The 25,971-nt window shown below is 71.1% G+C and carries 25 protein-coding genes and 1 tRNA gene; 15 read left to right on the top strand and 11 right to left on the bottom strand.

Annotated elements, in window-relative coordinates; genetic code table 11:
- Window positions 1–10: 10 nt before the first annotated feature.
- The 3 genes from E1286_RS47760 to E1286_RS11580 all read right to left on the bottom strand — a co-directional run bounded on the left by E1286_RS47760 (window position 11) and on the right by E1286_RS11580 (window position 3,617).
- The gene (locus tag E1286_RS47760) at window positions 11–2,527 is read right to left on the bottom strand and encodes an outer membrane protein assembly factor BamB family protein (protein ID WP_165969692.1); all 2,517 of its coding nucleotides are present in this window, start codon (window positions 2,525–2,527) and stop codon (window positions 11–13) included.
- A 102-nt stretch (window positions 2,528–2,629) separates the two neighbouring features.
- Window positions 2,630–2,911 carry a type 1 glutamine amidotransferase family protein gene (locus tag E1286_RS11585; protein WP_132611566.1) on the bottom strand — a complete coding sequence of 94 codons (282 nt, stop codon included), beginning with the start codon at window positions 2,909–2,911 and terminating at the stop codon, window positions 2,630–2,632.
- 130 nt (window positions 2,912–3,041) lie between these two features.
- A complete protein-coding gene (locus E1286_RS11580; RefSeq protein ID WP_132611564.1) occupies window positions 3,042–3,617 on the bottom strand; it encodes a TetR/AcrR family transcriptional regulator in 576 nt (191 codons plus the stop codon).
- Between the two features lie 117 nt (window positions 3,618–3,734).
- On the opposite strand from E1286_RS11580, the gene E1286_RS11575 reads away from it, so the two are divergent.
- The 3 genes from E1286_RS11575 (at window position 3,735) to E1286_RS11565 (ending at window position 6,080) form a co-directional block, all read left to right on the top strand.
- The gene (locus E1286_RS11575) at window positions 3,735–4,568 is read left to right on the top strand and encodes an SDR family NAD(P)-dependent oxidoreductase (RefSeq protein WP_132611562.1); all 834 of its coding nucleotides are present in this window, start codon (window positions 3,735–3,737) and stop codon (window positions 4,566–4,568) included.
- Between the two features lie 77 nt (window positions 4,569–4,645).
- On the top strand, window positions 4,646–5,680 hold the full coding sequence (locus tag E1286_RS11570) for a DUF6745 domain-containing protein (protein WP_132611560.1): 1,035 nt from the start codon (window positions 4,646–4,648) through the stop codon (window positions 5,678–5,680).
- 10 nt (window positions 5,681–5,690) lie between these two features.
- Entirely contained in the window at window positions 5,691–6,080 is a 390-nt protein-coding gene (locus E1286_RS11565; protein ID WP_132611558.1) for a hypothetical protein, read from the top strand.
- 4 nt (window positions 6,081–6,084) lie between these two features.
- On the opposite strand, the gene E1286_RS11560 is transcribed toward E1286_RS11565, so the two are convergent.
- Both E1286_RS11560 and E1286_RS11555 read right to left on the bottom strand, forming a co-directional pair.
- Complete coding sequence (locus E1286_RS11560) at window positions 6,085–7,068, bottom strand: LLM class flavin-dependent oxidoreductase (protein ID WP_132611556.1); 984 nt, start codon at window positions 7,066–7,068, stop codon at window positions 6,085–6,087.
- A 62-nt stretch (window positions 7,069–7,130) separates the two neighbouring features.
- Window positions 7,131–7,700, bottom strand: a complete 570-nt coding sequence (locus E1286_RS11555) for a TetR/AcrR family transcriptional regulator (protein WP_132611554.1) — start codon at window positions 7,698–7,700, stop codon at window positions 7,131–7,133.
- Between the two features lie 96 nt (window positions 7,701–7,796).
- Here E1286_RS11555 and E1286_RS11550 point away from each other — a divergent pair, with 96 nt between their 5' ends.
- The 7 genes from E1286_RS11550 (at window position 7,797) to E1286_RS11520 (ending at window position 12,512) form a co-directional block, all read left to right on the top strand.
- Window positions 7,797–9,605, top strand: a complete 1,809-nt coding sequence (locus E1286_RS11550) for an MDR family MFS transporter (RefSeq protein ID WP_132611552.1) — start codon at window positions 7,797–7,799, stop codon at window positions 9,603–9,605.
- On the top strand, window positions 9,605–10,033 hold the full coding sequence (locus E1286_RS11545; RefSeq protein ID WP_132611550.1) for a hypothetical protein: 429 nt from the start codon (window positions 9,605–9,607) through the stop codon (window positions 10,031–10,033). Before E1286_RS11550 ends, E1286_RS11545 begins: the two co-directional genes overlap by 1 nt.
- Window positions 10,030–10,266, top strand: a complete 237-nt coding sequence (locus E1286_RS11540) for an SPW repeat domain-containing protein (protein WP_132611548.1) — start codon at window positions 10,030–10,032, stop codon at window positions 10,264–10,266. The genes E1286_RS11545 and E1286_RS11540 overlap by 4 nt, the downstream gene beginning before the upstream one ends.
- 13 nt (window positions 10,267–10,279) lie before the next feature.
- Complete coding sequence (locus E1286_RS11535) at window positions 10,280–10,756, top strand: universal stress protein (protein WP_132611546.1); 477 nt, start codon at window positions 10,280–10,282, stop codon at window positions 10,754–10,756.
- A gap of 29 nt (window positions 10,757–10,785) precedes the next feature.
- The gene (locus E1286_RS11530; protein WP_165969691.1) at window positions 10,786–11,523 is read left to right on the top strand and encodes a M15 family metallopeptidase; all 738 of its coding nucleotides are present in this window, start codon (window positions 10,786–10,788) and stop codon (window positions 11,521–11,523) included.
- A gap of 13 nt (window positions 11,524–11,536) precedes the next feature.
- On the top strand, window positions 11,537–12,379 hold the full coding sequence (locus E1286_RS11525) for an NUDIX hydrolase (protein ID WP_132611544.1): 843 nt from the start codon (window positions 11,537–11,539) through the stop codon (window positions 12,377–12,379).
- A 46-nt stretch (window positions 12,380–12,425) separates the two neighbouring features.
- A tRNA-Ser gene (locus E1286_RS11520) sits at window positions 12,426–12,512 on the top strand.
- Between the two features lies 1 nt (window position 12,513).
- On the opposite strand, the gene E1286_RS51730 is transcribed toward E1286_RS11520, so the two are convergent.
- Complete coding sequence (locus tag E1286_RS51730; RefSeq protein ID WP_342776192.1) at window positions 12,514–14,709, bottom strand: nucleotide-binding protein; 2,196 nt, start codon at window positions 14,707–14,709, stop codon at window positions 12,514–12,516.
- Between the two features lie 114 nt (window positions 14,710–14,823).
- Here E1286_RS51730 and E1286_RS11510 point away from each other — a divergent pair, with 114 nt between their 5' ends.
- The gene (locus E1286_RS11510; protein WP_132611542.1) at window positions 14,824–15,780 is read left to right on the top strand and encodes an NAD(P)H-quinone oxidoreductase; all 957 of its coding nucleotides are present in this window, start codon (window positions 14,824–14,826) and stop codon (window positions 15,778–15,780) included.
- 5 nt (window positions 15,781–15,785) lie between these two features.
- Entirely contained in the window at window positions 15,786–16,298 is a 513-nt protein-coding gene (locus E1286_RS11505) for a bacterial proteasome activator family protein (RefSeq protein WP_132611540.1), read from the top strand.
- On the opposite strand, the gene E1286_RS11500 is transcribed toward E1286_RS11505, so the two are convergent.
- A complete protein-coding gene (locus E1286_RS11500; protein WP_132611538.1) occupies window positions 16,289–17,065 on the bottom strand; it encodes an HAD family hydrolase in 777 nt (258 codons plus the stop codon). The two genes, E1286_RS11505 and E1286_RS11500, sit on opposite strands and share 10 nt — an antisense overlap.
- 224 nt (window positions 17,066–17,289) lie before the next feature.
- On the opposite strand from E1286_RS11500, the gene E1286_RS11495 reads away from it, so the two are divergent.
- Entirely contained in the window at window positions 17,290–17,493 is a 204-nt protein-coding gene (locus E1286_RS11495; RefSeq protein ID WP_091081014.1) for a cold-shock protein, read from the top strand.
- Window positions 17,494–17,606: 113 nt separating this feature from the next.
- Entirely contained in the window at window positions 17,607–18,992 is a 1,386-nt protein-coding gene (locus E1286_RS11490; RefSeq protein ID WP_132611536.1) for a hypothetical protein, read from the top strand.
- Here E1286_RS11490 and serS read toward each other — a convergent pair.
- The 4 genes from serS to E1286_RS11470 all read right to left on the bottom strand — a co-directional run bounded on the left by serS (window position 18,956) and on the right by E1286_RS11470 (window position 23,115).
- A complete protein-coding gene (gene serS, locus E1286_RS11485; protein WP_132611534.1) occupies window positions 18,956–20,218 on the bottom strand; it encodes a serine--tRNA ligase in 1,263 nt (420 codons plus the stop codon). The two genes, E1286_RS11490 and serS, sit on opposite strands and share 37 nt — an antisense overlap.
- 167 nt (window positions 20,219–20,385) lie before the next feature.
- Complete coding sequence (gene pheA, locus E1286_RS11480; RefSeq protein WP_132611532.1) at window positions 20,386–21,309, bottom strand: prephenate dehydratase; 924 nt, start codon at window positions 21,307–21,309, stop codon at window positions 20,386–20,388.
- 158 nt (window positions 21,310–21,467) lie between these two features.
- Window positions 21,468–21,887 carry a DUF4446 family protein gene (locus tag E1286_RS11475; RefSeq protein WP_246074744.1) on the bottom strand — a complete coding sequence of 140 codons (420 nt, stop codon included), beginning with the start codon at window positions 21,885–21,887 and terminating at the stop codon, window positions 21,468–21,470.
- Between the two features lie 22 nt (window positions 21,888–21,909).
- Window positions 21,910–23,115, bottom strand: a complete 1,206-nt coding sequence (locus E1286_RS11470) for a glycosyltransferase 87 family protein (RefSeq protein ID WP_246074742.1) — start codon at window positions 23,113–23,115, stop codon at window positions 21,910–21,912.
- A 57-nt stretch (window positions 23,116–23,172) separates the two neighbouring features.
- On the opposite strand from E1286_RS11470, the gene E1286_RS11465 reads away from it, so the two are divergent.
- Complete coding sequence (locus E1286_RS11465) at window positions 23,173–25,773, top strand: hypothetical protein (RefSeq protein WP_246074740.1); 2,601 nt, start codon at window positions 23,173–23,175, stop codon at window positions 25,771–25,773.
- Window positions 25,774–25,971: the final 198 nt, after the last annotated feature.

The raw sequence follows: 25,971 nt of genomic DNA, 5'->3' as shown, positions 1-25,971 counted from the left end.
GTGCGGCGGCTCAGTTCGCTGACAGCGGGACCTCGACGCCGCTGAAGGTGTTGGCGGACGCGTCCGCCACGGTGACCGGGCCGTCGGTCCGGATGCCGAAGTGGTCGTTGCCGATCGTGTTCCCGCTGACCTTGATCGTCAGCGGTTCCACGGACGTGACGAGCACACCGGTGGTCCGATCCCCCTTGGTGTTGTTCGTGCCGATGGTGTTGGCGCCGCCGATGACGTTGCCGGTGAAGTCCTGGCCGGCGGCCAGGCTGCGCACGCTCACCCCGGCGCCGGCGTTGCCGCTGACGATGTTGCCGCGCACGATGTTCCCGTGCACGGCGCCGCCGGCCACCGACGACGTCAGGGTCACCCCACCGCCCCCGTTGCCGGTGACGGTGTTCGTCTCGACCGTGGTGCCGTACACCCCGGCCTTGCCGCGGCCGGCGAGGAGGATGCCGTCGCCGAGCGGGTTGTCCTGCACGGAGTTGCCGGTGACCACGTTGTCCGCGGCCGGCCCCGCCTCGTCGCTGATGACGATTCCGGCGGCGTTGCCGCGGCTGGTGTTGTTCACCACCTTCGAGTGGGAGCTGCCCATGAGGTGGATGCCGCCCCGGTTGTTCAGCACCACGTTCCCGACGACGGAGACGTTGTCCACGCCCCTGACGAGGATCCCGTCGCCGGCGGCGTTCTGCACGGTGAAACCGGCCACTGTGACGCCGGGGGCGCCGATCTCGATGCCGTTGGGCCGGCCGGTGGCGTCGATGACGACGTTGCCGTTCACCTCCAGCGAGAGCGGCTTGGTCACGGCGACGCCCTCCTTGTAGGTGCCGCCGCAGACGACGACCCGGCCGCCCGAGGCGACCGCGCGGACGGCCGGGTCGATCGACCGGAACTTCGCGGTGCCGCAGGAGGTGTTCGCCCCCGTGTCGGTGCCCGTCTGCGACACGTACACCGTCCGCGGAGCGGGAGGCGCCTGTGGGAGGGAGAAGGCGTACAGCTTGTCGTTCGAGCCGTCGAACGGGAAGCCCATGGCGAGGGTCTGGTAGCCGGAGCCCCAGTAGAGCGAGCCGTCGACGATCGCCGGGCCGCCGACCACGGAGCCGCCGCTGGGGAAGGCCCACTCGACGGTGCCGGTGGCGCCGTCGAGCGCGTACATGTTGTCGCCCTCAGGGCCGAAGGTGCCTCCGTACAGGATGCCGTTGGCGGCGGAGACGAAGCTGAAGACGAGCCCGCCCTGCGGGTCGGCCGTCTGCCAGAGGATCTTGCCGGTGGCGGCGTCGATGGCCGCCCAGAAACCCGCCTTCGTCGTCGTCTTCACGCCGGTGGCCGAGGTGATCGTGGTCTCGATGCCGTCGGAGTTGGTGACGGCGGCGTAGATGCGGCTGCCGTCGGTCGCGGAGCCCCACTCCAGACCGCCGGCCAGGCCGCCGGGGCCGACCACCGTCCGCCAGACGATCTCGCCGGTCGCCGGGTCGAGCGCCCAGTAGATGCCGCTCTTCTGGCCGATGCCGAGCAGGTCCCTCGACTTGCCGTCGATCACCGTGGTGAACAGGTTGGGCGCCGACCCGAAGTCGAAGTCAGGGCCGAACTGCTGGTCGCCTGTCCACGTGTCGGCCGTCAGGGTGTGCGTCGCCCACCTGATCGCGCCGGTCTTCCCGTCGAAGGCGATGACGGCGTCGATGTGATTGTCGGGCGACGGCTGCTCACAGCCTGTCTCGTCCGGCTTGGTGCACACGCCCTCCGGGGCCGTGTAGTTGTTGCCGGTGGCGGCGTAGACGAGCCCGGTCCTCTGGTCGACCGCCGGGGTGCTGCCCCAGACCGCGCCTCCGGTGTAGCCCTCCGGCACGGTGTACGTCTTCCACAGCAGCTTGCCGGTGGCCGCGTCCAGGGCCACCACGCTGCCCCGGAAGGTCGGCTCCTCGGGCAGCGCCTCCGACTTGGAGGAGACGCCCACGTACACGACGCCGTCCGACACCACCGGAGAGCCGGTGATCATCGCTGCGGGGGTGTTGTCGACGACGGTGCTCCAGCGCCGCTCGCCGGTGAGCGCGTCCACGCCGAAGATGCGCGCGCCCGACAGGGTGGGGCTCTGCAGCCCGCCGTCCCCCAGCACCAGCAGGCCGTTCCAGTACGCCGGGCCCGACCGCGACACGTCCCCCTTGACGCCCGTGTAGTCGCTGACCGGTCTGGTCCACAACGCGCGGCCGGTGGCCGCATTGACCGCGCTCAGGTTCCCGCCCCAGTCCGGCGCGTAGACCACGCCGTTGACCACGGCCGGAGTGGCCGAGACACTTCCCTTCGCCGTGAACGTCCACCGGTTGCGCAACGTCCCCACGTTGCCCGGCCCGATCGCGGTCTCCGTCGCCGCGTAGTGGGTGTTCCTGACGTTCTGCCCGGCGGACGTCCAGTCCGCCACCACGGGAACCCCGCCGGCGGCCGCTTCGGCGGTCCCCGGCAGTGCCACGGCGGCCCCTGCCAGCGCCAGGCTCGCGGCCAGCCTGCGCAGCCGCCCTCGCCGGACACGGCTCGTTGTCGTCACTTGCGCTTCCCCCTCAAGATCGTGCGACTTGCGGGAGGCAGTAGAGCGCAAAGGTGGGCGAAATATCCGCGCATTTCTACCTTGTAGAGCCCATGACCTCCGTCACGGAACCCAGGGGCGGGCGGGAAGCGCCGTCTCCTCCCCGGCCTCCACGAACCAGGCGTTGCGGTCGGGAAGGACGCTCACGACGTCGTGCAGCCGGGTGCCCACGTAGTGGAGGGCGACGCCGTCTTCCGTGGCGTAGCCGGCCGGGAGCTTCCCTTCGCGGACGAACCGGCGGAAGCTCGACCGCCGGGGCTGCTCGCCCAGGTCGTCGTGGACGCCGTTGCTGAACGGCAGGAACCCCAGCGCGTCGTCCAGCGCGTCGAGCTCGTCGCCCAGCACTCGCGCAGGATCTCGTCGAGCCGGTGCACCTCGGCCAGCCGCATGGCCTGCCAGATCTGCACGCCGACGTGCCGGAAGCCCTCCGGCGGATACAGCACCCCTGAGCAGGCCAGGATCTGCGGCTCCCTGCTCACGGAAGGAGCGCTTCGACGAGCGAGGCGGCGGTGGCCCGCAGCCGCTCGGGGTCCTGGTAGACGCGTTCCATCACGACGATGCCGCGCGTCATGGTGATCAGTACGCGCGCCGCCTCCTCCGGCGGGATCGTGAGCCGGGAGCGGGCCTCCTCGGTCGAGATCCGCTCGCGCAGCAGCCGCTCCATGCCGTCGATCAGCTCGCGCAGCGCGACGCGGATGCGCTCGCCCTCGGCCTTGGTGTCGATCGCGGTCTTGGTCGACAGGCAGCCGCGGGTGGGCACGCCCGTGGTCATGGACGTGATGGTGAAGTCGAAGAAGTCGCGCAACGCCTGGTCGACGTCGGGATGGGCGAGCGTGCGGGCCACCTCTCCCAGGAACTCCTCGGCGTAGCCCTCGAAGACGCGCAGGAACAGCGTCTCCTTGTCGCGGTAGGCGTTGTAGAGCGAGCCGCGCAGCACCCCGGAGGCCGTCGCGATGTCCTGCATCGAGGTCGCGCCGTAGCCCTTGAGCCAGAAGACCTCGCGGGCGCGCTCGAGGGTGCGCCGTTCGTCGAATTGCCGCTGTCCGACCATGTCATCGAGCCTATGACTTGTTTGACACACTCGTCAAAGTATGTAAGCCTGACAAGTGTGTCAGGGGTGTCAAAGATGCCCTGTCACCTGGCCATTCGCCCTTTTCAGGAGCCTCCCATGAGCTCTTCCCATCTTGATCTGCAAGGCCGCCGCACCCTGGTCACCGGGGCGGGCAGCGGCATCGGTCGCGCGCTCGCGCTCGAACTGGCCGCCCGCCACGGCCACGTGGTGCTGGCCGGCCGCCGCCCCGGCCCGCTCGCCGAGACCGCCGCCCTGGTCACCGAACGCGGCGGCACCGCGCACACGATCACCGCCGACCTCACCGCCGAGGGCGAGCCCGAGCGCGTGGTCCGCGAGGCCGCCGCCGCACTCGGCGGCCTCGACGTGCTGGTCAACAACGCCGGGAACGTCCGGGCGGCGGCGCTGGAGGACATCGACGTGGCCGACATCGAGGCCATGATCCGGCTCAACCTGCTCGCCCCGATCCTGGCCACCCGGGCGGCGCTGCCGTACCTGCGGGAGGCCGGCGCGCGGCACGGGAACGCCGCCCTGGTCGGCATCGCCTCGGCCTCCGGCCTGGTCGGCACGCCGTTCTACGCGCCGTACGCGGCCACCAAGGCCGGGCTCACCCGGTTCGACGAGGCGGTCCGGCGCGAGCTGTACGGCAGCGGCGTGCACGTCGCCACCGTCTACCCTGGCCCGGTCGACACGCCCATGATGGCGACCACCCAGGCCGGCGCGGACCTCGGCTACGACCTGCGCCCCGTTGACGCCGTGGCGGCCGAGATCATGCAAGGGCTCGAACGCCGCCAGATCGACATCAACACCCAGACGCCGGAGCGCCGCAAGATGGAGGAGCTCAACGCCCGCGACCCGCTGGCCCTCGACGCCTCCATCGGCTCCAGGCTGGGCGAGCTGCGCGCCGCCGTCAGCACGCACCGCAGCATCTAGACAGCGCCGCGACGTTCTGTCACCATTCGAGACATGATCACGTTTGGAGGCGGCGCCGCCTCTCTCTGGTGAGCGCCATGGTGCGGCACGAAGCCGCCGCTATCCGCGAACAATGGCTGGGCCGCGCGCTCTCGACGCGCCCCACCGACCGACCGGCCGCCGAGGCGGCCATCTCCGGGCTCTACCGCCTGATCGGCCTGTCCCCGCCGCGTTTCCACTGGGTCGCCTCACCCGCGGCCGCCCTGGAAACGATGCCACCGGGGGCGGCCCACTCCGAAACCGTCCAACGCCTTGACGCCTGGCCGGTGCCGACCCGGCTGCGCGCGCTCAGGGCGGAGCTGTGCGCGGGCGTCGACCTGCGGATCGAACGCGAACGGCAGCCGGTCGTCCAGGAGCTCCACCGGCTGCTGTGGCTCCCGCTCGGCCGGTCGATCGACGCCTGCCTCCTGCCGGCACTCAACCCGAGGACCGGCCGCTGGTACGAGACCCAGTCCGTCTCCTGGATCGCCCATTACGACGCCCTGCGCCGTGTCGCGGGGGTGTCGTTCACCGCCGCGCAGCTCCGCGTGTTGGCACTGTGGGCCCGCGCGGCGGCGGCGTGCCACTGGTGGTGGCCCAGGCAGCACGTCTGCGTCGTCTCGGAACGGCCCGTCGCCCTGCACACGGAGGAGGGCGGCGCCCGCCTGCACAACCCGGACGGCCCCGCCCTCCGGTACGCCGACGGCTGGCGGATCCACGCCCTGCACGGCACCCGGGTGCCCGACTGGGTGCTCACCGATCCGACGCCCGAACGCATCGCCGACGAGCCCAACGTCGAGGTCAGGCGGAGCGCGATCGAGCGCCTCGGCTGGAGCGCGTACGTCGAGCGGGCCGGGCTGCGGCTGGTCGCCTCCGCGCCCGACCCCGGCAATCCGGGCTTCGAGCTGCGGCTCTACGACACGGGCGGGAGCAGCAGGGTGCTCCTGGCCGTCAACGGTTCACTCGAACGTGACGGGAGCCGCAGGCAGTACGGCCTCACCGTGCCCCCGTACTTCGGCGACCCGGTCGCCGCCGCCGGCTGGACCTACGGGTTGTCGGCCGATCAGTACTCCCGGCTCCTACGCAGAACCTGAAGGTGATCACATGACTGACATGTCCGTGCTCGACCAGGTCGAGCAGTCGTTGCGCATCCCCGTCCTGGAGGGCCTGCAGGCCCAGGGCGACCTCATCGTCATCCCGGTCCCCGGCCCGATCGACCCGCCCGGCGCCCGCTGGGTCCGTGTGCCCCCGGAGGGCGTCGAACTGCTGCGCGGCGGCGCCGGCGGCAACACGCACATGCTCGTCGCCGAGCCGGGCACGTGCCGATGGACCCCGCACCGGGCCGACTGGCAGGACCTCGGCGTCTTCACCGCCTCGGCGGAGGTCTATCTGCTGCACCCGGAGCACGGCGCGCTGGGCTGTGCCCCCGGCACGTACGTGGTGCGGCGCCAGCGCGAGCACGAACGCGGCGGCTCCCGGCTGGTCGCCGACTGAGGGGTCAGCCGAGCCCGTGGGCCTGGGCCAGCAGCTCGGCGGAGCGAATCCCCGCCTTCCTGTCGGGCGAGGAGAAGGCCACGATCAGCTCGTCCGCCCCGGCGTGACCGGCGAACCAGTCGATGTACGCCTTGACCTCGTCGGGGTCGCCCACGGCTGAGTATTTCGCCATCTGGACGATCTGCTGACCGGCCGGCGACTCGAGGATCATGTCGGCCTCCTCGGTCGTGAACGTGCGCCCCCGGCCGAGGAACCGCGTCACCCGCTGCCGCTTGGAGGCCAGGAACTGCTCCTGCGCCTCCTCGCGGGTGTCGGCAGCGATCACGTTGAGCGCCGCGATGACGTACGGCGCGTCGAGCTGCGCCGACGGCTTGAACTCACGCCGGTAGAGCGCCACGGCCTCCTCCAGCGCGCCGGGCGCGAAGTGGGAGGCGAACGCGTACGGCAGGCCGAGCGCGGCGGCGAGCTGCGCGCCGAACAGCGAGGACCCGAGGATGTACAGCGGCACGTCGGTGCCCTTGCCCGGCGTGGCGTGCACCCCGGGGATCAACGTCTCGCCCGTGAGGTAGCCCTGCAGCTCCAGCACGTCCTGCGGGAAGGAGTCGGCCGACGACGGGCTGCGGCGCAGCGCCCGCATGGTGTTCTGGTCGCTGCCGGGCGCCCGGCCGAGGCCGAGGTCGATGCGCCCGGGGTGGAGCGTCTCCAGCGTGCCGAACTGCTCGGCGATGGTCAGCGGCGAGTGGTTGGGCAGCATGACGCCGCCCGCTCCGAGGCGGATCGTCCGGGTGTGGGCGGCCACGTGGGCGATGAGCACACTGGTCGCGGACGAGGCGATGCTGTCCATGTTGTGGTGCTCGGCGTACCAGATCCGCAGGTAGCCCAGCTCCTCCGCCCGCTGGGCCAGCGCCACGCTCGCGGCGAAACTGTCACCCGCCGTCTCGCCCTCGCCGATGAACGCCAGATCAAGGATGGACAGCGGCAGAGCCATGTGTACGCGCCTTTCGCAGAGCCGGTTCGACCTGGCATATGCCAACAGCAGCGGACACGCCCTTATTTCACGCTGTCGGCCAGGCACGCCTCGAAGACGGCGGTCAGGCGGTCGACGTCGGACGGGGTGGGCTTCTGGGGCCCGACGCGGCGGCGCATCGCGCCGATGCCCAGGAAGACCGAGGCCGCCATGCGGGCCCGCGAGGGCGCGTCGGGCCCGGTGAGTTTGTCCTCCAGCGGGTTGAGCACCGCCGTGATCATCCGCTCCCTGGCCGCTCCCTGGACCTCCGGGTGGCCGGCGAAGCGTTCGAGCGTGCGCAGGATCGGGCTCTCCGGCGGGTGCTGCATGCGCTCGGCCGCCCATTCGGCCAGCCGGCGCGGCAGGCAGCCGCTGTCACCCTCGAAGAGGGTGGCGAAGGTCGGCTCACCCTGCAGCACGGCGGCGAACAGACCGGCTTTGGAGCCGAAGTAACGGCCGACCAACGCGATGTTGGCGTCCGCCGCCGCCGCGATCATGCGCACGGTCACCTGTTCGTAGCCCTGCTCACTGAACAGCTCGCGGGCGGCCTGCAAAATCCGCTCCCGGGTGGCCTCGCGGTCGCGCGGCCTGGCCTCCGTCACCTGGGGACTCATGCCCGCACTCTACTCAACGAACCCCGACTTACCGTGCGGCTAGTAAACGTGCGTATACTCAACTCGGATAAATTTGCAAGAAGGGGATGTGGTGTCTTGGTAGCCCAAGCGCAGGCCGCATCCCCCGCGAAGCGGCAATACACCCACCGCGAGATCCTCGAGGTCATGTCCGGGCTCATGCTCGCGATGCTCACGTCGATGATCTCGACTTCGGTGGTGGGCACGGCACTGCCGACGATCGTGGGGGAACTAGGCGGTCAGGACCAGTACTCATGGGTCGCGAGCGCGACCATGCTGACGATGACGGTGTCCACGCCGTTGTGGGGCAAACTGTCCGACCTGTTCGGCCGCAAGCTGCTCTTCCAGACCGCTCTCGGTCTGTTCGTCGCGGCGTCCCTGGTGGCGGGCCTGTCCCAGAACATGGGACAGCTGATCGCCGCCCGTGCCGTCCAGGGCCTGGGTGTTGGTGGCTTGTCGGCCCTGTCGCAGGTGATCCTGGGAGACATCGTCTCCCCGCGCGAACGCGGCCGCTATTCCGGCTACATGGGCGCCGTGTTCGGCATTTCCACCGTGGCGGGGCCGCTGCTCGGCGGCTTCATCGTCGACGCCAGCTGGCTGGGGTGGCGATGGTGCTTCTACGTGGTGGTGCCGTTCGCCGTGGTGGCGTTCCTGGTGATCCAGAGGGTTCTGCGACTTCCCCCGGTCAAGCGGAACACCTCGATCGACATCTGGGGTGCCACGACCATCACCGCCAGCGCGAGCGGGCTCATGCTGCTGCTGACCCTGGGCGGCAACGAGTTCGAATGGAACTCGTTCTGGACGTACGCCCTGTCGGCCTTCAGCCTGCTCATGCTCGCCGGTGCGGTGTTGTCGGAGCGGACCGCGCGTAACCCGATCCTGCCGCCGCGGCTGTTCCGCAACCGTACGTTCGTGCTGACCAGTGCCGCCTCGCTGTTCGTCGGCATGGCGATGTTCGGCGCGATGATCTACCTGCCGCAATACCTGCAGATCGTCAAGGGCCTCAGCCCGACCAACTCGGGCCTGATGACGCTGCCCATGGTGTTCGGGCTCTTCCTGTCCGGCGTGATCTCCGGCAAGATCGTCACCGAGACCGGCAAGTGGAAGATCTTCCCGGTCGTCGGCATGTTGCTGGTGGCCCTGGGGCTCTTCCTGCTGTCCCGGCTGCACGTCGACTCCAGCCAGTGGGTCATCGGCTTCGACGTGGCGGTCCTCGGCGTCGGGCTCGGCATGTCGATGCAGATGCTCATCCTGGCCGCCCAGAACGGCTCGGAGATGCGCGACATGGCGGCCACCACGTCGGGCGTGTCGTTCTTCCGGTCGCTCGGCGGCGCCGTCGGCGTGGCGGCGTTCGGCGCCATCCTGAACAACCGTCTCAAGGACGAGATGGCCGAGATGCTCAAGGCCGCGCACATCGCGGTGCCCGGCGGCGGCTCGGACGTCAAGCTCGGCAGCCCCGACGCCATCCAGCACCTGCCCGGACCGATCAAGAACATCGTGCTGGAGTCGTTCACCCGGGGCCTGGAGACCGTGTTCATCGTGGGCGTGCCCATCGCGCTGCTCGGTTTTCTGGCCGCGCTCTTCCTGAAGGAGCTGCCGCTGCGCGGCGGGAGCACGCCCACCGCGCCCGCGCCGAAGCCGCTCAGCAAGGACGACCTGGTCCTGGCCGGTCTGCTGCTCGAACTCATCGCCCAGCGCGTCGAGCGGGTGAACGGCGAGCGCTCCGCCCTGCTCACCGCGGTCGCCAAGATGGCGCCGCCCGACGATCGCCCCGAACGCGAGCGGGCCTGGACGGTGGCGCAGACCGTCCTGCGGCCCACATCACGGGCGCTGATCGCGCAGGCTTCGCCACCAGAAAAAGACCTCGTATCAGGAGGAATCTCGTAATGATTCGCAAGTTCGTAGGCGCGGTCGCCGCAGCCCTGGCCGTGCTGGCCGGACTGTGGCTGATGATCGCGCCCTTCGCCCTCGGTACGCAGCCCGAGGACGCCGACTGGACGAACGCCACCCAGACCGAGTTCTTCACCGGTCTCGGCGTGGCCGTCGTCGGCCTCGTGGGCGTGATCGCTTTCGTGCTGGCCATTCACGAGACCTTGGTGGTGCGCGGACTGGTGGTGCCGAAGCCCAAGGCGGAGCCCGAGCCGGAGCCCGAGCCCGTCCCCGTGCAGCCGCAGGCGTCCTCCGCCGAGCTGGCCACCCTGCTCGCGCCGCTGGTCGAGGCGCTGCGTGAAGACTTGAACACCCCCTCGCGCCCGGGCGGCGAGCACCGCCAGAACGGCAGGGGGTCCCTGGTCGGAGTGGAGGAGACCCGATGAGAGCCAAAGTGGGCATCACCGCCCTGGTCCTGCTGTTCCTCGGCGGCCTTTGGCTGGTCGCCGCGCCGTTCGCGGTCGGCTACCAGCCGCGCGGCGACGAGTACGCCGACGCGACCGTCAACGACCTGTGGGTCGGCGGCGCACTCGCGGCGCTCGGGTTCGTGGCCCTGGTGATCTACGCGGCCGACGTGCTGCGCGAACTGGCCTCCCGCGGCAAGCACGCGGACGTCTGACCCGGGAAGTGCCGTGTTCGGCATCGGCGAGGACCCCCGGTGGGAACCGGTGTCAGGCCGGCGCCCCAGCGGGCGGTTCGAGATCGGCAAGGACGGAGCCGGCCTGCTCGTCGTTGGCTTCGACGGATCGGGCCCGAGCCGCAACGCGCTCGCGTACGCGGCCGGGCTCGCCCGCCGGGACGACGCCGCGCTGCTCGTCGCCTTCGTGGAGTCACTCAACAGCGCCACACTGTGGTTCTTCGCCGGGTCGCCGGTCATCCCCGACTCGGCCACCGACCTGCGCGACGACCTGCGGGAGGAACTACGCGGCGCCGCGGTCCCGTGGGCGTTCGTGAGCATGCGCGGTGAGGCGGCCCGCGAGCTGGAGACGCTGGCGAGCACGTACATGGCGGACGCGATCGTGGTGGGGCGCTCGCGTTCGCCGTGGCGGCACTCGGTGGCCGCCACCCTGGCCAAACGGGCCCGTCGTACGGTGCTGATAGTCCCTTGACCTGGCCGGACGTCGCATATGGTGGCTAGATGAAACGTACAGCCGCCCTGGCGTTCGCGGTCATCGCGTCCGTTGCGTGCGGCGCGGCGGGTCCGGCCGCCGCACCACCCGCGACGGCCGCGCCCGCGGCGCCGCAATCACCGACACCCGAGCCGACCACCGGCTCGCCGGCCACCGCGACGCCGAGCCCGACGGCTCCGCCCGAGTTCAGCGCGAAGGTCTCGCGGGTCTCCCGCGACCGGCTGCCCTACTCCTGGCGGCCCGGCTGCCCGGTCCACCACCGGGATCTGCGCCTGGTCACATTGACCTACTGGGGCTTCGACGACAAACCGCACACCGGCGAACTGGTCGTGCGCGAGAACGTCACCGACGACATCGTCACCGTCTTCAGGAAGCTCTACGACTGGCGCTGGCCGATCTATCAGATGAAGCTGGTCGACGCCTTCAAGGCGGACGACTTCGACTCCATCGACGCCAACAACACCTCGGCCTTCAACTGCCGCCAGGCGACCGGTTCGACCAGCTGGTCGAACCACGCGTACGGCGAGGCCATAGACATCAATCCGCGGCAGAACCCATATGTCACCGCGGACGGCGACACCGCACACGACAATGCCAGAAAGTTCACCAAGCGCCCAACAAAGGGTAAAGGTGTGATCAACCCGGGTGACAAGGTCGTCAAGGCCTTCGCCCAGGTCGGCTGGGAGTGGGGCGGCTACTGGTCAGGCACCAAGGACTTCCAGCACTTCAGCAAGGGCGGAGGCTGAGAGGAACGCGCTCATGGCTGTTCAGGACGGCGACGGCTGGACCGAATGCGCCCAGGGCCACCGGCACTGGGGCATCCACGGTGCGTCAGGGCTGCTGCTCGTACACCATGACGAGGTCGGCATGCCGTACGTGCTCATGCAGAAACGCTCCTGGTGGAGCCACCACGGCGGCACCTGGGGGCTGCCCGGCGGAGCACGCGACAGCCACGAGGACGCCGTAGCCGGCGCGCTGCGCGAGGCCCGCGAGGAGGCCACGCTCGGCGGCGACGGATTCCGGGTGCGGGGCGTCTACCTCGACGACCACGGAGGGTGGGCGTTCGAGACGGTGATCGCCGAGTCGGACGAGCTGCTCGCCGCCGCGCCCGCCAACAGCGAGAGCACCGAGATGCGCTGGCTGCCGCTGCCCGAGGTCGCCGAGCGCCGCCTGCATCCGGGCTTCGCCGCCAGCTGGCAGCACATCCAGGGCGCCCTCAAGCCGGAGACCATCGTGCTCGACGTGGCCAACATCGTCGGCGCGCGGGCCGAGCACGGCTGGTGGCGCGACCGGCTGGGCGCCGCCACCCGGCTGCTGCGCGACGTCGCCGGGCTACGGCTGGAACACCCGGTGCTGGCTCAGTGGTATCCGCGAATCGTGGCTGTCGTGGAGGGCGCGGCCAGGACCGCCCCCGACGTGCCCGGCATCCAGGTCGTCGCCGCCACCGGCAGCGGCGACGACGCCATCGTCGACGTCGTACGCCGGGCCAAGCCGTGGGAGCGCGTCCTGGTCGTCACCGCCGACAGGGCGCTGAAGGAACGCGTCGCCGAGCTGGGCGCCGAGACCGCCGGCCCCAAGTGGCTGCTGGCGAAGCTCGGCTGACCGTACCTCCTCGCCACCACAGCCGCTATCGTGGTTTCCGCACACGGGAGGGTTCGCATAGTGGACGAGTGCAGCCGCCTTGAAAGCGGCCAGGTCAGCGATGGCCTCGTGGGTTCGAATCCCACACCCTCCGCTCACTCGCGCAGGGCGGTGAAACCGTCCCCCACGCTGGCGGCCAGCTGCAGGTAGGCGTCGCGCGTCGCCTCCTGGAGGCGGTCGAGGTCGATCTCCGCGCCCTCCTCCAGATGCGGGTCGTACGGCACCCGCACCACCGCGCGGCACCTCGCGGCGAAATGGGCCTCCAGCTTCTTGATGTCGACCGCGGACTTCGACCGGGGCCTGACGCTGCACAACACCACGGTGGCGTTCTTCACCAGGTCGCCGTAGTGGTGGGCCTCCAGCCAGTCGAGGGTCGCCGAGGCCGCCCGCGCGCCGTCCACCGACGGCGAGCTGACCAGCACGATCTGGTCGGCCATGCCGAGCACGCCACCCATGGCCGAATGCAGCAGGCCGGTGCCGCAGTCGGTGAGGCAGATGGAGTAGAAGTTCTCCAGCACCTCGGCGACGGCCTGGTAGTCGGAGCCGCTGAACGCCTCCGAGACCGACGGGTCGCGATCTGAGGCCAGCACCTCCAGCCGCGAGGGCGCCTGCGAGGTGAACGCCCTGATGTCGACGTACCTCTTGACCTGCTCGCGCTCGTTGAGCAGGTCGCGCACGGTGGCCGAGGTCTCAAGGGCCAGCTTGTCGGAGAGCGTGCCGCGGTCGGGGTTGGCGTCGACGGCGATCACGCGGTCGCCGCGCACCTGCGCCAGCGTGGCGCCCAGACCGACCGTGGTGGTGGTCTTGCCCACGCCGCCCTTCAGGCTCAGCACCGCGACGCGGTGGTGGCCGGTGGTGACGGGCGTGCGGGCCCTGGTGATCAGCTCGCGCCTGCGGCGCACCTCCGGCGGCTCGCCCGGCTTGATCCAGCCGCCGGACGCCTTGTACACCAGGCGCCGCCACCCCTTGGCGGGGGCGTTGCGGCGTCCGCGCAGGAGGGTGTCGGGGTCGAGGCTGTCGACGGTCGGCCGGCCGGTGACCGGGGGGCGCGGCGGTGCGTTGAACACGTGGACCGGGGCCGGTCGGTGGCGCGGCGGCGTCGGCGGGATGTCGCGGTCGGCGGGCCGCCACTCGGGCTGCTCGCTCGGCTGCGGACGCTCACCCGGCCCGGGCCGCTCGCTCGCCTGCGGACGCTCGCCCGGCCGCTCGTGCAGACGCTCGCCCGGCCGCTCGTGCAGACGCTCGCCCGGCCGCTCGTGCAGACGCTCGCCCGGCCGCTCGGGCAGACGCTCGCCCGGCCGCTCGGGCGGGCGTTCGGACGACTCGGTCGGCTCCAGAGACTCGACCGGTCGCGGACGTTCCTGCGCCTCCACCGGCTCGGGCCGTTCCTGCGGGCCCGTCCAGTCCGTCCCACCCTGCGGGCCTGTCCAGTCCGGCCGCTCCTGCGAGCCTGTCCACTCGGGCCGCTCCTGCGGACCCGTCCACTGGGGGCTCGCCTCCGGGCTCGACCACCGCGGGCGCTCCTGTGGCGGCTCGGGCCACGGGGAACGTTCGCGCGACTCGGGCTCCGGCGCGGCGGCGCCCGGCCAGTGCGGCAGGTCGGTACGCGGCAACGTCTCGGAGGCCTCCGCCCACTGCGGCGGCTGCGACGGCTCGGCCGGCCGCTCCTGCTCGGGCTCCGGCTGCTCCGGCCACTGCGGGACGCGCGGCTGGATCTCATCCCGCGAGGACCCTTCGCCGTCGTCCCCGGACGGGTCCTCATCCGCCCGCGCGGGCTCGTCGCCGAACCACGACGGCGGCGCCTCGGGGGCATCCTCCGGCTGCTCGGCGGCGGGCTTGGGCGGCGTGAACGACAGCCGGTAGGTGTCGGTGTCGTCGGGCCGCGGCAGCGGCTTCAGCGGCGCGAGGAACGCGTCGTCGGAGGAGCTCCGCGGCGGCAGCTCCTCCCTGGCGACCGCGCGGGTCTCGTCGGCGTCCTCGGCGACGTCGTCCCCGGTGTCCCGCCCGGTCGCGGGCACCGTCTCGTGCCCGGTCTCCTGCCCGGTCTCGTGCGCGGGGTCCTGTGCGGTGTCGTGCACGGAGTCGGCCGCGGCCCGGAACAGCGGCGGGGGCGGCGTCTCCGGCGGGGTCACCAGCCGCCAAGGGTCCTTGGGGTACGGCGAAGCCACCGGCTCGTCCACCGACGCGGAAGAGGCGCCGACGGAGACGGGCGTCGTCTCCTCCGTCTCCTTGATCGCGTCGAGCCAGGCCAGCTGTTCCTCGAGAGATTCTTCTCGATCGTGTCTTGCCACCGTGTTCCCCCTCGGGTGGGTCTAAAGGGGCAGCAAATACCTTGCAGGGTAACGCCATCACTTACCGTGCAGCCCGGCAACTCACCACTTCTTTGCCCGGCTACCGTGGTTCGCATGCGAGCCATTGAGATCGCCGAGCCCGGCGGACCTGAGGTGCTGAAGTGGCGCGAGGTGCCCGAGCCGCGCGTCGAACGAGGAGACGTCCTCATCGAGGTGACCGCCTCGGCGGTCAACCGCGCGGACGTCCTGCAACGGCAGGGGTTCTACGACCCCCCTCCCGGTACGTCCCCCTACCCGGGACTGGAAGTCTCGGGGGTGGTGGCCGAGGTCGGGGCCGACGTCGAGCAGTTCAAGCCGGGTGACGAGGTGTGCGCCCTGCTCGCCGGCGGCGGTTACGCCGAGCGCGTAGCGGTGCCCTGGCAGCAGGTCATGCCGGTGCCGGAGCACGTGCCGCTGCGCGAGGCCGCGGGCCTGCCCGAGGTCGCCTGCACGGTGTGGTCCAACGTCTTCATGATCGGCCGGCTGCGCAAGGGCGAGACGCTGCTCGTGCACGGCGGGGCCAGCGGCATCGGCACGTTCGCCGTCCAGCTCGCCAAGGCGCTCGGCGCCCACGTCGTCACCACCGTCGGCTCGGCCGAGAAGGCAGAGCGAGTCAGGGCGCTGGGCGCCGACGAGGTGATCAACTACCGCGAGGAGGACTTCGCCGACAAGGTACGCGCCGACGTCATCCTCGACATCATGGGCGCCAAATACCTGGCGGGCAACGTCAAGGCACTGAAGACCGGCGGCCGGCTCGTCATCATCGGCCTGCAGGGTGGCCGCAAGGCCGAGATCGACCTCGGCGCCATGCTCGCCAAGCGGGCGGCCGTGCACGCCACGACGCTGCGCGCCCGTCCGGTCGACGACAAGGGCGTCATCGTCCGCAGCGTCGTCGACAACGTCTGGCCGCTGGTCGGGGCGGGTGCCGTGCGTCCTGTGGTGCACGCGGAGGTGCCCATGGCGGACGCCGCCGAAGCACACCGAATGTTGGATTCCGGAGAACACGTCGGCAAGATCCTGCTAGTACGGTGAGTGTTATGAATGCTGAGGACAACAACACCCCCCACATCGTGGTGGTAGGCCCTGACTTCCAAGGTCAGGGCGATGACGGCGAGGAGGATCGCTCGGTCACCAACCTGGTCGAGCAGCCCGCCAAGGTGATGCGCATCGGCAGCATGATCCGGCAGCTTCTGGAGGAGGTCCGCGCGGCCCCCCTCGACGAGGCCAGCCGCAAGCGGTTGAAGGAGATCCACGAGTCCTCCATCAAGGAGCTCGAGGACGGCTTGGCGCCGGAGCTGGTGGACGAGCTGGAGCGCCTGTCGCTGCCGTTCACCGAGGACAACGGCGCGCCGCCGAGCGACGCCGAGCTGCGCATCGCGCACGCCCAGCTTGTCGGCTGGCTCGAGGGGTTGTTCCACGGCATCCAGACCACGCTGTTCGCCCAGCAGATGGCCGCTCGTGCCCAGCTCGAGCAGATGCGCAGGGCGCTGCCCGGTGTGGCGCAGGGCGACGAGCAGCGCCCGCCGCACGGTTCCGGCCCCTACCTGTAGAACTCCTCGATCACCCGGGCGACGCCGTCGTCGTCGTTGGTCGCGGTCACGTGATCGACGGCCGCCAGCACGTCGGGGTGCGCGTTGGCGACCGCGTACGACGTGCCTGCCCAGCTCAGCATGGGCAGGTCGTTCGGCATGTCGCCGAAGGCGACGCTCTGTGCCTGCTCGATCGCGTGCTCCGCGGCGAGCGCGGCCAGAGCGGTCGCCTTCGTCACCCCCTGGGCGCTCATCTCGACGAGCCCCCTGCCGGAGGAATGGGTCGGGGTCACCAGGTGGCCGACGAGCCCGTGCGCCATGGCCAGCAACTCGTCCGGGCCCATGGCCGGGTGACGGGCCAGCAGCTTGGCGCACGGACGCCCGGTCAGCGAATCGCCACCGGACACCGCGGCGGGGAAATCTGACTCGTGCGCAAAACCGGCTTCGTACTCGACCGAAAATGCCAGATCCGGCACGTTCGCTCTTAGCTGAGCGACCACTTCCTCGAGCACCTCCACGGTGATCAGGTGCGATTCCACTATCTGTTCGCTATGGAGGTCGTAGACCAGCGCTCCGTTTGCGCAGATGGCGAGCCCGCGGTGGCGTACGGCGCCCGCGACGCCGCCCATCCACCGGGGCGGACGCCCGGTCACGAACACGAGCATGCTGCCGGATTCCTCGACTTGGGCGAAGGCGGCGGCCGTACGGGGAGACACGGTTCCGTCAGTGCGCAAGGCGGTTCCGTCGAGGTCGGTGGCCACAAGACGCGGCGGGGGAAGGCTCTGCATAACAGGTTCCAGTTTGCCTGGTGATGCCGCGTGACAGAAATCTTCGTAGGGACGGGAACACCAACGCGCCAGAATGGTGTTAGATGTGATGGCGTTGTATTAGCTGATCCCGTAGTGAAAACCAGCATGACTTTGTCTGAGCCACCCCGGGTGCTTGCTGTACGACACACCGGGACTCACGAGGTGTGGGTCCCATAGATTCATCATCCTGAGGGAGAGCTTTTATGGCTCAGGGAACCGTCAAGTGGTTCAACGCCGAGAAGGGCTTCGGCTTCATCGCCCCGGACGGCGGTGCGCCGGACGTGTTCGTGCACTTCTCCGAGATCGTCGGCAGTGGCTACCGCAGCCTTGAAGACGGCCAGCGGGTCGAGTTCGAGATCACGCAGGGCCAGAAGGGGCCGCAAGCCTCTCAGGTACGCGCCATCTGACCTGTAGTAACGGCAAGACAGACCGGAGTTCGCGGCCAGCGGGCTCCGGTCTTTGCACGTCTCAGACCGGTCACGGCCCGAACCGACCGCTGCGGCGGGCCGTCAACCTCTGCATGAGGTACGCCTGGTTATGCCACCCCGTGACCGTGGCCGGGGTGGTCGTGCTCCTGATCAACGACCATCTGCTCAAGCAGACCTGGCCCGGGTTCGTCACGGGCAAACTCAGCGACGTGGCCGGGCTCCTCGTGGCCCCCGCCCTCCTGGCGCTGCTCCTCCCCCGCCGCGCCGATCTGGCGGCCACCGTGCTGACCGGAGTGGTCTTCGCGCTCGTGAAAACGACGGAGACGGGCGCGGACCTCGCCTCCCAGGTCTGGACCTTCGTGGGCGGCCCTTCGCGCGTCCTGGCCGACTCCAGCGATCTCCTCGCCCTGCCCGCGCTCGCCCTCGCCTGGTGGGTACGCGGGCGCGGCACCGGCCCGGACCGCCGGCACGTGATGATCGTCACGATGCCGCTGGCCGTCCTCGCCGTCACCGCCACCTCCGCCGCACTGGGCCACCCCACGACCGTCGCCGTGGAGGAGAACGACGGCCGGATCACCGTTCGCACCGACACCTCGTCCGCCTGGCTCTCCGAGGACGGCGGCCGTACGTGGACCCCGACCTCAGGCGCCTATGACGGCAAGGCGCCGCGGACCGCCCAATGCGTGCCGTACCAGGCCACGCGGTGCTACCGGGTGGCCGCGAACCGGATGGCCGTGGAGCAGTCGGACGACGGCGGCCACACGTGGCGCCCGTCGTGGGCGGCCTCCCCCGACGAGCTCGAACGGCTCAGCAGACAGTACGAACCCCACGACAGGCTGGAGTCCGTGGCCCTGGCCGTCCAGCACCGGCCGGAGGGGCACGTGGTGGTCGTCGCGAACGGCGCGGACGGCATCCTGGTCCGCGACACGTCAGGCGATTGGCGGCGCGTGGGCCTGCCCGGCGCCGAGCCGCCCGAGGTGGACCTGGCCCTGGAGCGGGACGTGGCGCTCTTCCTGGCCGCCTGTGTGCTCTTCGGCGGCGTCGGGGCGGGTCTGCGCCGCCACGCGGGCGTCTACACCGGCTTCGCGGCCGCCGCCTGCGTGTCTGTTCCGGTGATCGCCGGCGACCCGTTCGACCCCGGGGGGTTCCCCGCCCACGTGGCCGGCTTGGGCGGGCTTCCGTTCCTCGCGGCCTTGCTCGCGCTCCCCGTGAGCGGCGCGGTGTGCCTCGGGTCGGCGATCGCCGGACGGGCCCGCGCCGTGCCGGTCGCCGTCGGGACGCTGGGCGCGCCGCTGGTCTACCTGAGCGTCTACACGCCCTTTCAGGGCTGGGCGCAGGGCACCCCGGCCAGCCATGCGGCGGCCACGGCGCTCGCCGTGCTGCTGACCGCCGTCGTGCTGCTGGCGGGCGCCGCCCTGGTCAGGAACGACGCCCGCCGCGCTCACTTGGCGGGCACGAGCACGTCGAGCCCCACGTAGGGGCGCAGCGCCTGCGGGACCACCACGGAGCCGTCGGCCTGCTGGTGGTTCTCCAGGATCGCCACGATCCAGCGGGTCGTGGCGAGCGTGCCGTTGAGCGTGGCCAGGTGCTGGGGCTTGCCGTCCTTGTCGCGGTAGCGGACGGCGAGCCGCCGGGCCTGGAACTCGGTGCAGTTGGAGGTCGAGGTCAGCTCGCGGTAGCGGCCCTGGGTCGGGATCCACGCCTCGCAGTCGAACTTGCGCGCGGCCGACATGCCGAGGTCGCCGGCCGCCGTGTCGATGACGCGGTAGGGCACCTCGATCTTGGCCAGCATCTCCTTCTCCCAGGCGAGCAGGCGCTGGTGCTCCTCGTGGGCGTCTTCCGGACGCACGTAGGAGAACATCTCGACCTTGTCGAACTGGTGGACGCGGATGATGCCCCGGGTGTCCTTGCCGTACGAGCCCGCCTCGCGGCGGAAGCAGGACGACCAGCCCGCGTAGCGCAGCGGCAGGTCGCCGCCGTCGAGGATCTCCTGGGCGTGGTAGCCCGCCAGCGACACCTCGGAGGTGCCGACCAGGTAGAGGTCGTCATCGGGGAGACGGTAGATCTCCTTGTCGTGGGCCACGTGGAAGCCGGTGCCCTGCATGGTCTCCGGCTTGACCAGCACCGGAGTGATCATGGGGACGAACCCCGACTCGATGGCCTGCTGCATCGCCATGTTGAGCAGGCCGAGCTGCAGCCGCGCGCCGACGCCCTTGAGGAAGAAGAACCGCGAGCCGGACACCTTGGCGCCGCGCTCCATGTCGATGGCGCCGAGCGCCTCGCCGAGCTCCAGGTGGTCTTTCGGCTCGAAGTCGAACGCCCTGGGCTCGCCGTGCGTCTCGAGCACGACGTAGTCGTCCTCGCCGCCGGGCGGGGCGCCCTCCTCGACGAGGTTGGGCACGCTCTGGAGCAGCTGGTCGAGCTCGGCGCCCAGCTTCTCCGCCTCGGACTCGGCCGCCTTGACCTGGCCCGCGAGGTCCTTGGCCCGCTGGAGCAGCGCGGCCTTCTCCTCGCCCTGCGCCTTGGAGACCGACTTGCCCATGCTCTTCTGCTCGGCGCGCAGCGACTCGAACGAGGTCAGCGCCGATCGGCGACGCTCGTCGAGGTCGAGCAGCGTGTCGACGACGGTGTCGTCCTCGCCGCGGGCACGCTGCGACGCCCGTAGCCGGTCGGGATCCTCACGAAGGGTACGCAGGTCAATCACAAAGAAAAGGCTACCGGCGTACCGACGCGCCCCGCCCCCCTATTACCCCCGCGACACATCCGTGATCCAGGTGCGCCGCCGGCAGGGCTGACCGGTCAGGCCACGGACGGACGGAAGCTGGAAAGGTTCCTCCGCCTGTCGCACACGTGGTGCCCGCCGGGTGAGTCTCAGACCTGGCCGGCGCGGACGCGCGCCAGCCAGTCGCCCGCCTGGGCGAACTCGGCGTCGGTCGTGCCGCGCTTGACCTGCGGCGCGATGCCGTCGGCCCGCGGGTAGCTGCCGAGGAAGCGCACCTCGCCGGCGATGCGGTGCAGGCCCGCCAGGGCCTCGCCGACCCGCGCGTCGGCGGCGTGGCCCTCGAAGTCGAAGTGGAAGAAGTAGCGCCCGATGCCGTCGCCGGTCGGCCGCGACTCGACGCGCGTCAGGTTGACCCCGCGTACGGAGAACTCGGTCAGCATCTCCAGCAGCGCGCCCGGGTGGTCGTCGGCCAGGAAGACCACCAGCGAGGTGCGGTCGGATCCGGTCGCCTCGGGCAGCGGCCCGTCCGGACGGCACACCTTGACGAACCGGGTCACGGTGTCGGTCCTGTCGCCGATGTCGGAGGCCAGCTCCACCAGCCCGTAGTGCTCGCCGGCGATGGGCGCCGCGATGGCCGCGTCGTACGGCGAGCCCGGCAGCGAGACCTCCTGGGCCGCGGCGGCCGTGGAGGGGGCGGCCACCACGACGGCGTCGGGCAGCTCGCGGGAGACGTAGGCGCGGCACTGGGTGATGGCCGCGGGATGCGTGTAGACCCGCTTGATGTGCGGCATCTCGGTGCCCGGCCTGGCCAGCAGGGAGAACCGCACGGGAAGCAGCAGCTCGGCGTTGATCATCAACGGCTCGCCCCACGCGAACTCGTCGAGCGTCGTGGTGATCGCGCCCTCGACGGAGTTCTCCAGCGGGACCACGGCGCCGTCGGCGTCGCCCGCGCGGGCGGCGTTGAGCGCGGCGCTCACGGTGGCGCACGGCAGCCGCTCCGCGGCGGGGTCGAGGAGCCTCAGGGCCTCTTCGGTGAAGGTCCCTTCCGGTCCGAGATAGGCGAGTCTGGGCATGGGTCCAGAGTAACCGCAGGTCGGGAGCACATGTCGCCGTTTTCGCCCTACAGCGTCCTGGAAAAACGGACCGTTTCGGTCGGCACACCCTTCTGCCGGCCGGTCACCCCCCAGGAGAGCCGGTCACGCGCCGCGGATCGTCGCCCAGCCCCCTGGCCTCACAGCGTCTCGGACGCGCGGCAGGCGACCACCGGTCCGAGGCCGAGCCTGGCCGCCCGTACCGCCTCTTCCTCCTCGGGGGACAGCGGCTCCTCGCCCTTTCCTCCCACCACCGGGCGCACGTACGTACGCGTCTCGCTGCGCCCGTTGATCGAGGTCAGCACGATGCCGTCGCCCAGGCCGTTGATCATCGCGATCGAGAACGACAGCCGCCCGGTCATCTCCGAGAGCGCGTCGTAGCGGCACACCGCGACGTCCCTGACGGCCTTGAGGTCACCCGGGGCCTCGGAGAGCTGCCGGGCCAGCATGCGCCGGCCCTCCTCCACGGTGGCCCTGGCCTCCCGCAACGCCAGGTAGCCGATCAGCACGCCGCTGACCCCGATGACGAGGCCCACGATCAGCCATACGGTAATGAGCACAGCACGCAGGGTAACGTTCCGGTCAAGCGATCTGCCGCCGTTTCGGCAACCAGGACACCAGCAACCACACCAGGGCGAGGGCTCCCAGGCCGTACCCGTTCTGGACGATCTTGCCCAGCACCAGGCTGACCCCCGGGATGTCGGCGGCCCTCAGCGACACCCCCCACCACGGCACCGGCACCACGTAGTACAGCCACACGCCCGCCGCCACGCGCAGCCGCACCGGGTCGCGGCCGTCGCCGACGATCGCGGCGAGCACCACGACCACCCAGGCCAGGTGGTGGATCCAGGCGACCGGCGAGAGCAGCACCGCCATGAGCCCGACGAGCGCGACCGCCGTCATCGGATCATCCTTCTCGTACGCGTCCCGCGCCCCGCGGAACCCGTACCAGGCGACCGCCGCCACGAGCGCCACCCAGATCGCGGTCGTCAGCAGGTCGGGCCAGTACAGCCGGATCAGCATGCCGCGCATCGACTGGTTGGTGGTGGCCGCGTTCGCGCCCAGACGTTCGGGGTCGAGCAGCGCCGAGAACCAGAAGCCGGCCGCGTCCTGCGGGATCACCGCGAACGGCAACAACGTGAGCACCGCCGCGGTGAACGACGCCATGAAGAACGTCCGCCACTGCCGCGTGACCAGCAGGTAGATCAGGAAGACGCCCGGCGTCAGCTTGACCGCCGTCGCCAGGCCGATCAGGAACCCGCGCGGCCACCACGGCTTCCTGGCCACGCAGTCGGCCAGGCACAGCGCCACCAGCAGGATGTCCACCTGCCCGAACCGCACCTGGTCCCTGATCGGCATCAGGTACGTGCACATCACCATGAGCACCGCGAACACCCACGGCGCGTACGCGCGCATCGCGTCCCTGCGCAGCGTCTCCCGGAACGCGAACCCCACGGTCACGGCCAGCGCCACGAAGATCCCGGCCGTCCACACCCACTGCGCCGTCTCCCACGACATCTTGGCCAGCACCACGGCGATCATCGCCGCGATGGGCGGATACGTGAACGGCAGTAACTGCGGCGCCGGGGTGACGTAGTCGTACAGCGGCCGTCCTTCGAGCAGCATCTGCCCGCCGGTGCGGTAGACGTCCAGGTCGACCAGGCGCTGGTCGTCGGGGTTGGTGAGCCACATGTGCACGAGCGGTGTCGCGGCCGCCACCACGACGAGCGCCGCCACCGACCACGCCCACCACTGCCGCCGTCTCACCTGCACCTCGCCACTTGTCACGATGTGGGACGTTACCGTGGCTGTTGTCGATCGAGGGCAAACACCGGGGGTCCCACCATGCCAAACGCCACACCGTACCCGCCCGAGGGACGGCACGGTCGGCACCCCTCCCACCTGCTCACCACCCTCGCCCTCACCCTCACCGTCCTGCTCATCCCCGCCGCACCGGCGCTCGCCACCACGACTACGGGCGACAGCCCCCACACGACCGCGCTGCTTCACGCGGCCGGCCCCACGACCGACAGCACACCCACCACCGCGCTACACCTGGCGGCCGGCCGGACCGCCGGCGGGGCGCCGGCCGTCGCACGTGCCGGGGGGACCTCGGCCGGCGAACGCGCGCCGGAAAGGCGGGTGGCGTTGATCGGGGTGCCCGGGCTGGAGTGGAGTGACCTCGACGAGGCCGGCACCCCGGTCTTGTGGCGGCTCGTCGGGCAGGGGGCCTCGGGGTCGTTGTCGACGCGGGCCGTGCCGCCGCCCGAGCGCGGGATCACCTGTCCGACCGCCGGCTGGCTGACCGTATCGGCGGGGCAGCGGGCCGGGACGGCGGTGCGCGGCTGCCCTGAGCCCCCGGTTCCCCAGGCGTCCGGCGAAGGCGCCACGGTCCCGGGCTGGGCGGCGATGGCCGCGTACCAGGCCGAGACCGGCTACGACGCGCGCATCGGCACCCTTGGGCAACTCGTCGCGGACAACGGCGGCAAGGTGGCGGCGATCGGCCCGGGCGCCGCCCTGGCCGCCGCCGACAAGTCCGGAAATATCGCCAAATACGCTCCCACTCCCGAGGCGCTCACCGACCTGACCCCGTACGACCTGATCGTCTTCGCCGCCGACGACCTCGCCGACGCCTGGTTCCGCCGCCCCCACGACGAGTACGGCGTCCCCACGGCCCTCCCGGCGCCCGAGCGCCGAGCCGCGGTGGCCGAGGCCGACCGCCGGATCGGCGCCCTGATCGACCGGCTGCCTACCGGCACCACGATCCTGCTGGCCGGCGTTTCCGACGTCACCCCCGACGCCCACCTCCACGTGGCGCTGGCCGCCGGCCCGTCCGCCGCAGGACAACCGTTCCCGTACGGCCACCTCACGGCGACCTCCACCCGCCAGGACGCGCTGGTCACCATCACCGACCTCACCGCCACGACCGTCCAGCTCCTGGGCCTCGACGCGCCACGCGAGGTCGTGGGCCGGCCCTGGCAGGCAGGCGGCCCGGCACCGGGAGCGACGTCCGCGACGGTGACCGAGCTGGCCGACGCCGACCTGGCCAGCAAGGTGCTGCGCGAGGTCCGCGGCCCGTTCTTCACCGTCCTGGTGACGGTCCAGCTGGTGTTCTACGCCGTCGCCGCCCTGGCCCTCCGCCGCCGCCGTACGACACCCGCCCCCACGAACCGCGAGGAGCCCAACGAAACAGGAGCCGCCGCCAACCAGGCCGAACCCGGGACGACCGCCCGGGACACCCACCCCGCCGAACCCGGTGCGACGGCCGACGCGCAACCCGCCGGAACCGGTGCGGCAGCCGACGCCCGACCCCCCGGAACCGGGGAGACAATCGCTTCCCAACCCTCCGGAACGGGGACAGAGGGCACGGCAGGCGCTTCCACGGTGCTCAAGTCGGTCCAGGCCGTCGCGGTGGTCAGTGGGGCGATCGCGGTCGCGACGTTCCTGGCCCAGCTGGTGCCCTGGTGGACCTTCCCGGTGCCGATGTTGTCGGTGATCGTGACGATCCTCGCCATCGCCGGCCTCATCACCGCCGTCGCCTTCGCCGGCCCGTGGCGTGCCCACGTGCTGGGCCCGCTGACCGTGGTCGCCGCCGTCACCTCGCTCGCCCTGCTGCTCGACGTCATGACCGGCTCCACTCTCCAGGTGAACGCCGTCACCGGCTACGAGCCCGTGACCGGCGGCCGCTTCTACGGCTTCAGCAACATCGCCTTCGCCGCCTACGCCACCGGCACGATCCTCGGCCTCGCCGGAGTGGCCCAGTGGCTGCTCGGCCGGGGCGTGTCCAGACTCGTGGTCGTCACGGCCTGCGGCGCGTACGGCGTCTTCGCGGTCTTCGCCGACGGATGGCCGTCGTGGGGCGCGGACTTCGGCGGTGTCCCGGCCTTCGTCGTCGGCCTCGCCGTCTTCCTCATCCTGCTCTCCGGCAGACGCGTCTCCCTCCTACGACTGCTGCTCGTCGGCCTGGCCGGGGCCGTGCTGGTGGGCGCGCTGTCGGTGTTCGACTGGCTTCGCCCTGACGACCAGCGCACCCACCTGGGCAACTTCGTCCAGCAGATCATCGACGGTCAGGCGTTGACCGTCGTCGGCCGCAAGTTCAGCGCGATGATCGGCGTGACGGTGGGCAACCTGCCGCTGACGCTGCTCTCGCTGGTCGCGCTGGCCTTCCTCTTCCTGGTGCTGGCCCGGCCGTCGCGCTGGGGCGCCTCGGCGCTCGGCCAGGCCTACGCGCTGGCCCCGACGCTCAGGGCGGGCCTGTTCGGCGCGCTCACGTGCGCGTTCGTCGGCTTCCTCATGAACGACTCCGGCATCGCCATCCCCGCTATGGCGCTGACGGTCGCGGTGCCGCTGACGCTGGCGGCGTGCGTACGCGCCCTGCAGCTCGCCAGGCCCACACCACCAGCGCCACCGTCAGGGCGAGCAGCACCCAGGCGAGCTGAGGCCTGACGACCTCCCTGAGCCAGGCGAGGTCGTCGGGCTGGCCCTCGACCCGGGCGGGCAGGTACGCCAGCGACAACACCATCAGGTGCGCCACCACGAACCCGTCCACCGCCGACGCGCCCACCAGCGCCAGCAGCCCGAGCGCCAGCCCGTCGTACCAGGGCAGCACGTACGGCGTCGCGAACACGTACGCCACCACCAGCC

The organism is Nonomuraea terrae (assembly GCF_004348995.1).
Lineage (GTDB): Bacteria > Actinomycetota > Actinomycetes > Streptosporangiales > Streptosporangiaceae > Nonomuraea > Nonomuraea terrae.
Note: the sequence above shows the minus strand (reverse complement) of the source record. Positions and strands in the feature narration are given on the sequence as shown.

Bases quoted from the DNA above. Each gene is read 5' to 3' on its own strand.
- E1286_RS11580 (WP_132611564.1), bottom strand. From the start codon at position 3,617: ATGGTCGGACAGCGGCAATTCGACGAACGGCGCACCCTCGAGCGCGCC.
- E1286_RS11575 (WP_132611562.1), top strand. From the start codon at position 3,735: ATGAGCTCTTCCCATCTTGATCTGCAAGGCCGCCGCACCCTGGTCACC.
- E1286_RS11570 (WP_132611560.1), top strand. From the start codon at position 4,646: ATGGTGCGGCACGAAGCCGCCGCTATCCGCGAACAATGGCTGGGCCGC.
- E1286_RS11565 (WP_132611558.1), top strand. From the start codon at position 5,691: ATGACTGACATGTCCGTGCTCGACCAGGTCGAGCAGTCGTTGCGCATC.
- E1286_RS11560 (WP_132611556.1), bottom strand. From the start codon at position 7,068: ATGGCTCTGCCGCTGTCCATCCTTGATCTGGCGTTCATCGGCGAGGGC.
- E1286_RS11555 (WP_132611554.1), bottom strand. From the start codon at position 7,700: ATGAGTCCCCAGGTGACGGAGGCCAGGCCGCGCGACCGCGAGGCCACC.
- E1286_RS11545 (WP_132611550.1), top strand. From the start codon at position 9,605: ATGATTCGCAAGTTCGTAGGCGCGGTCGCCGCAGCCCTGGCCGTGCTG.
- E1286_RS11540 (WP_132611548.1), top strand. From the start codon at position 10,030: ATGAGAGCCAAAGTGGGCATCACCGCCCTGGTCCTGCTGTTCCTCGGC.
- E1286_RS11530 (WP_165969691.1), top strand. From the start codon at position 10,786: ATGAAACGTACAGCCGCCCTGGCGTTCGCGGTCATCGCGTCCGTTGCG.
- E1286_RS11525 (WP_132611544.1), top strand. From the start codon at position 11,537: ATGGCTGTTCAGGACGGCGACGGCTGGACCGAATGCGCCCAGGGCCAC.
- E1286_RS11510 (WP_132611542.1), top strand. From the start codon at position 14,824: ATGCGAGCCATTGAGATCGCCGAGCCCGGCGGACCTGAGGTGCTGAAG.
- E1286_RS11505 (WP_132611540.1), top strand. From the start codon at position 15,786: ATGAATGCTGAGGACAACAACACCCCCCACATCGTGGTGGTAGGCCCT.
- E1286_RS11500 (WP_132611538.1), bottom strand. From the start codon at position 17,065: ATGCAGAGCCTTCCCCCGCCGCGTCTTGTGGCCACCGACCTCGACGGA.
- E1286_RS11495 (WP_091081014.1), top strand. From the start codon at position 17,290: ATGGCTCAGGGAACCGTCAAGTGGTTCAACGCCGAGAAGGGCTTCGGC.
- E1286_RS11490 (WP_132611536.1), top strand. From the start codon at position 17,607: ATGAGGTACGCCTGGTTATGCCACCCCGTGACCGTGGCCGGGGTGGTC.
- pheA (WP_132611532.1), bottom strand. From the start codon at position 21,309: ATGCCCAGACTCGCCTATCTCGGACCGGAAGGGACCTTCACCGAAGAG.
- E1286_RS11465 (WP_246074740.1), top strand. From the start codon at position 23,173: ATGCCAAACGCCACACCGTACCCGCCCGAGGGACGGCACGGTCGGCAC.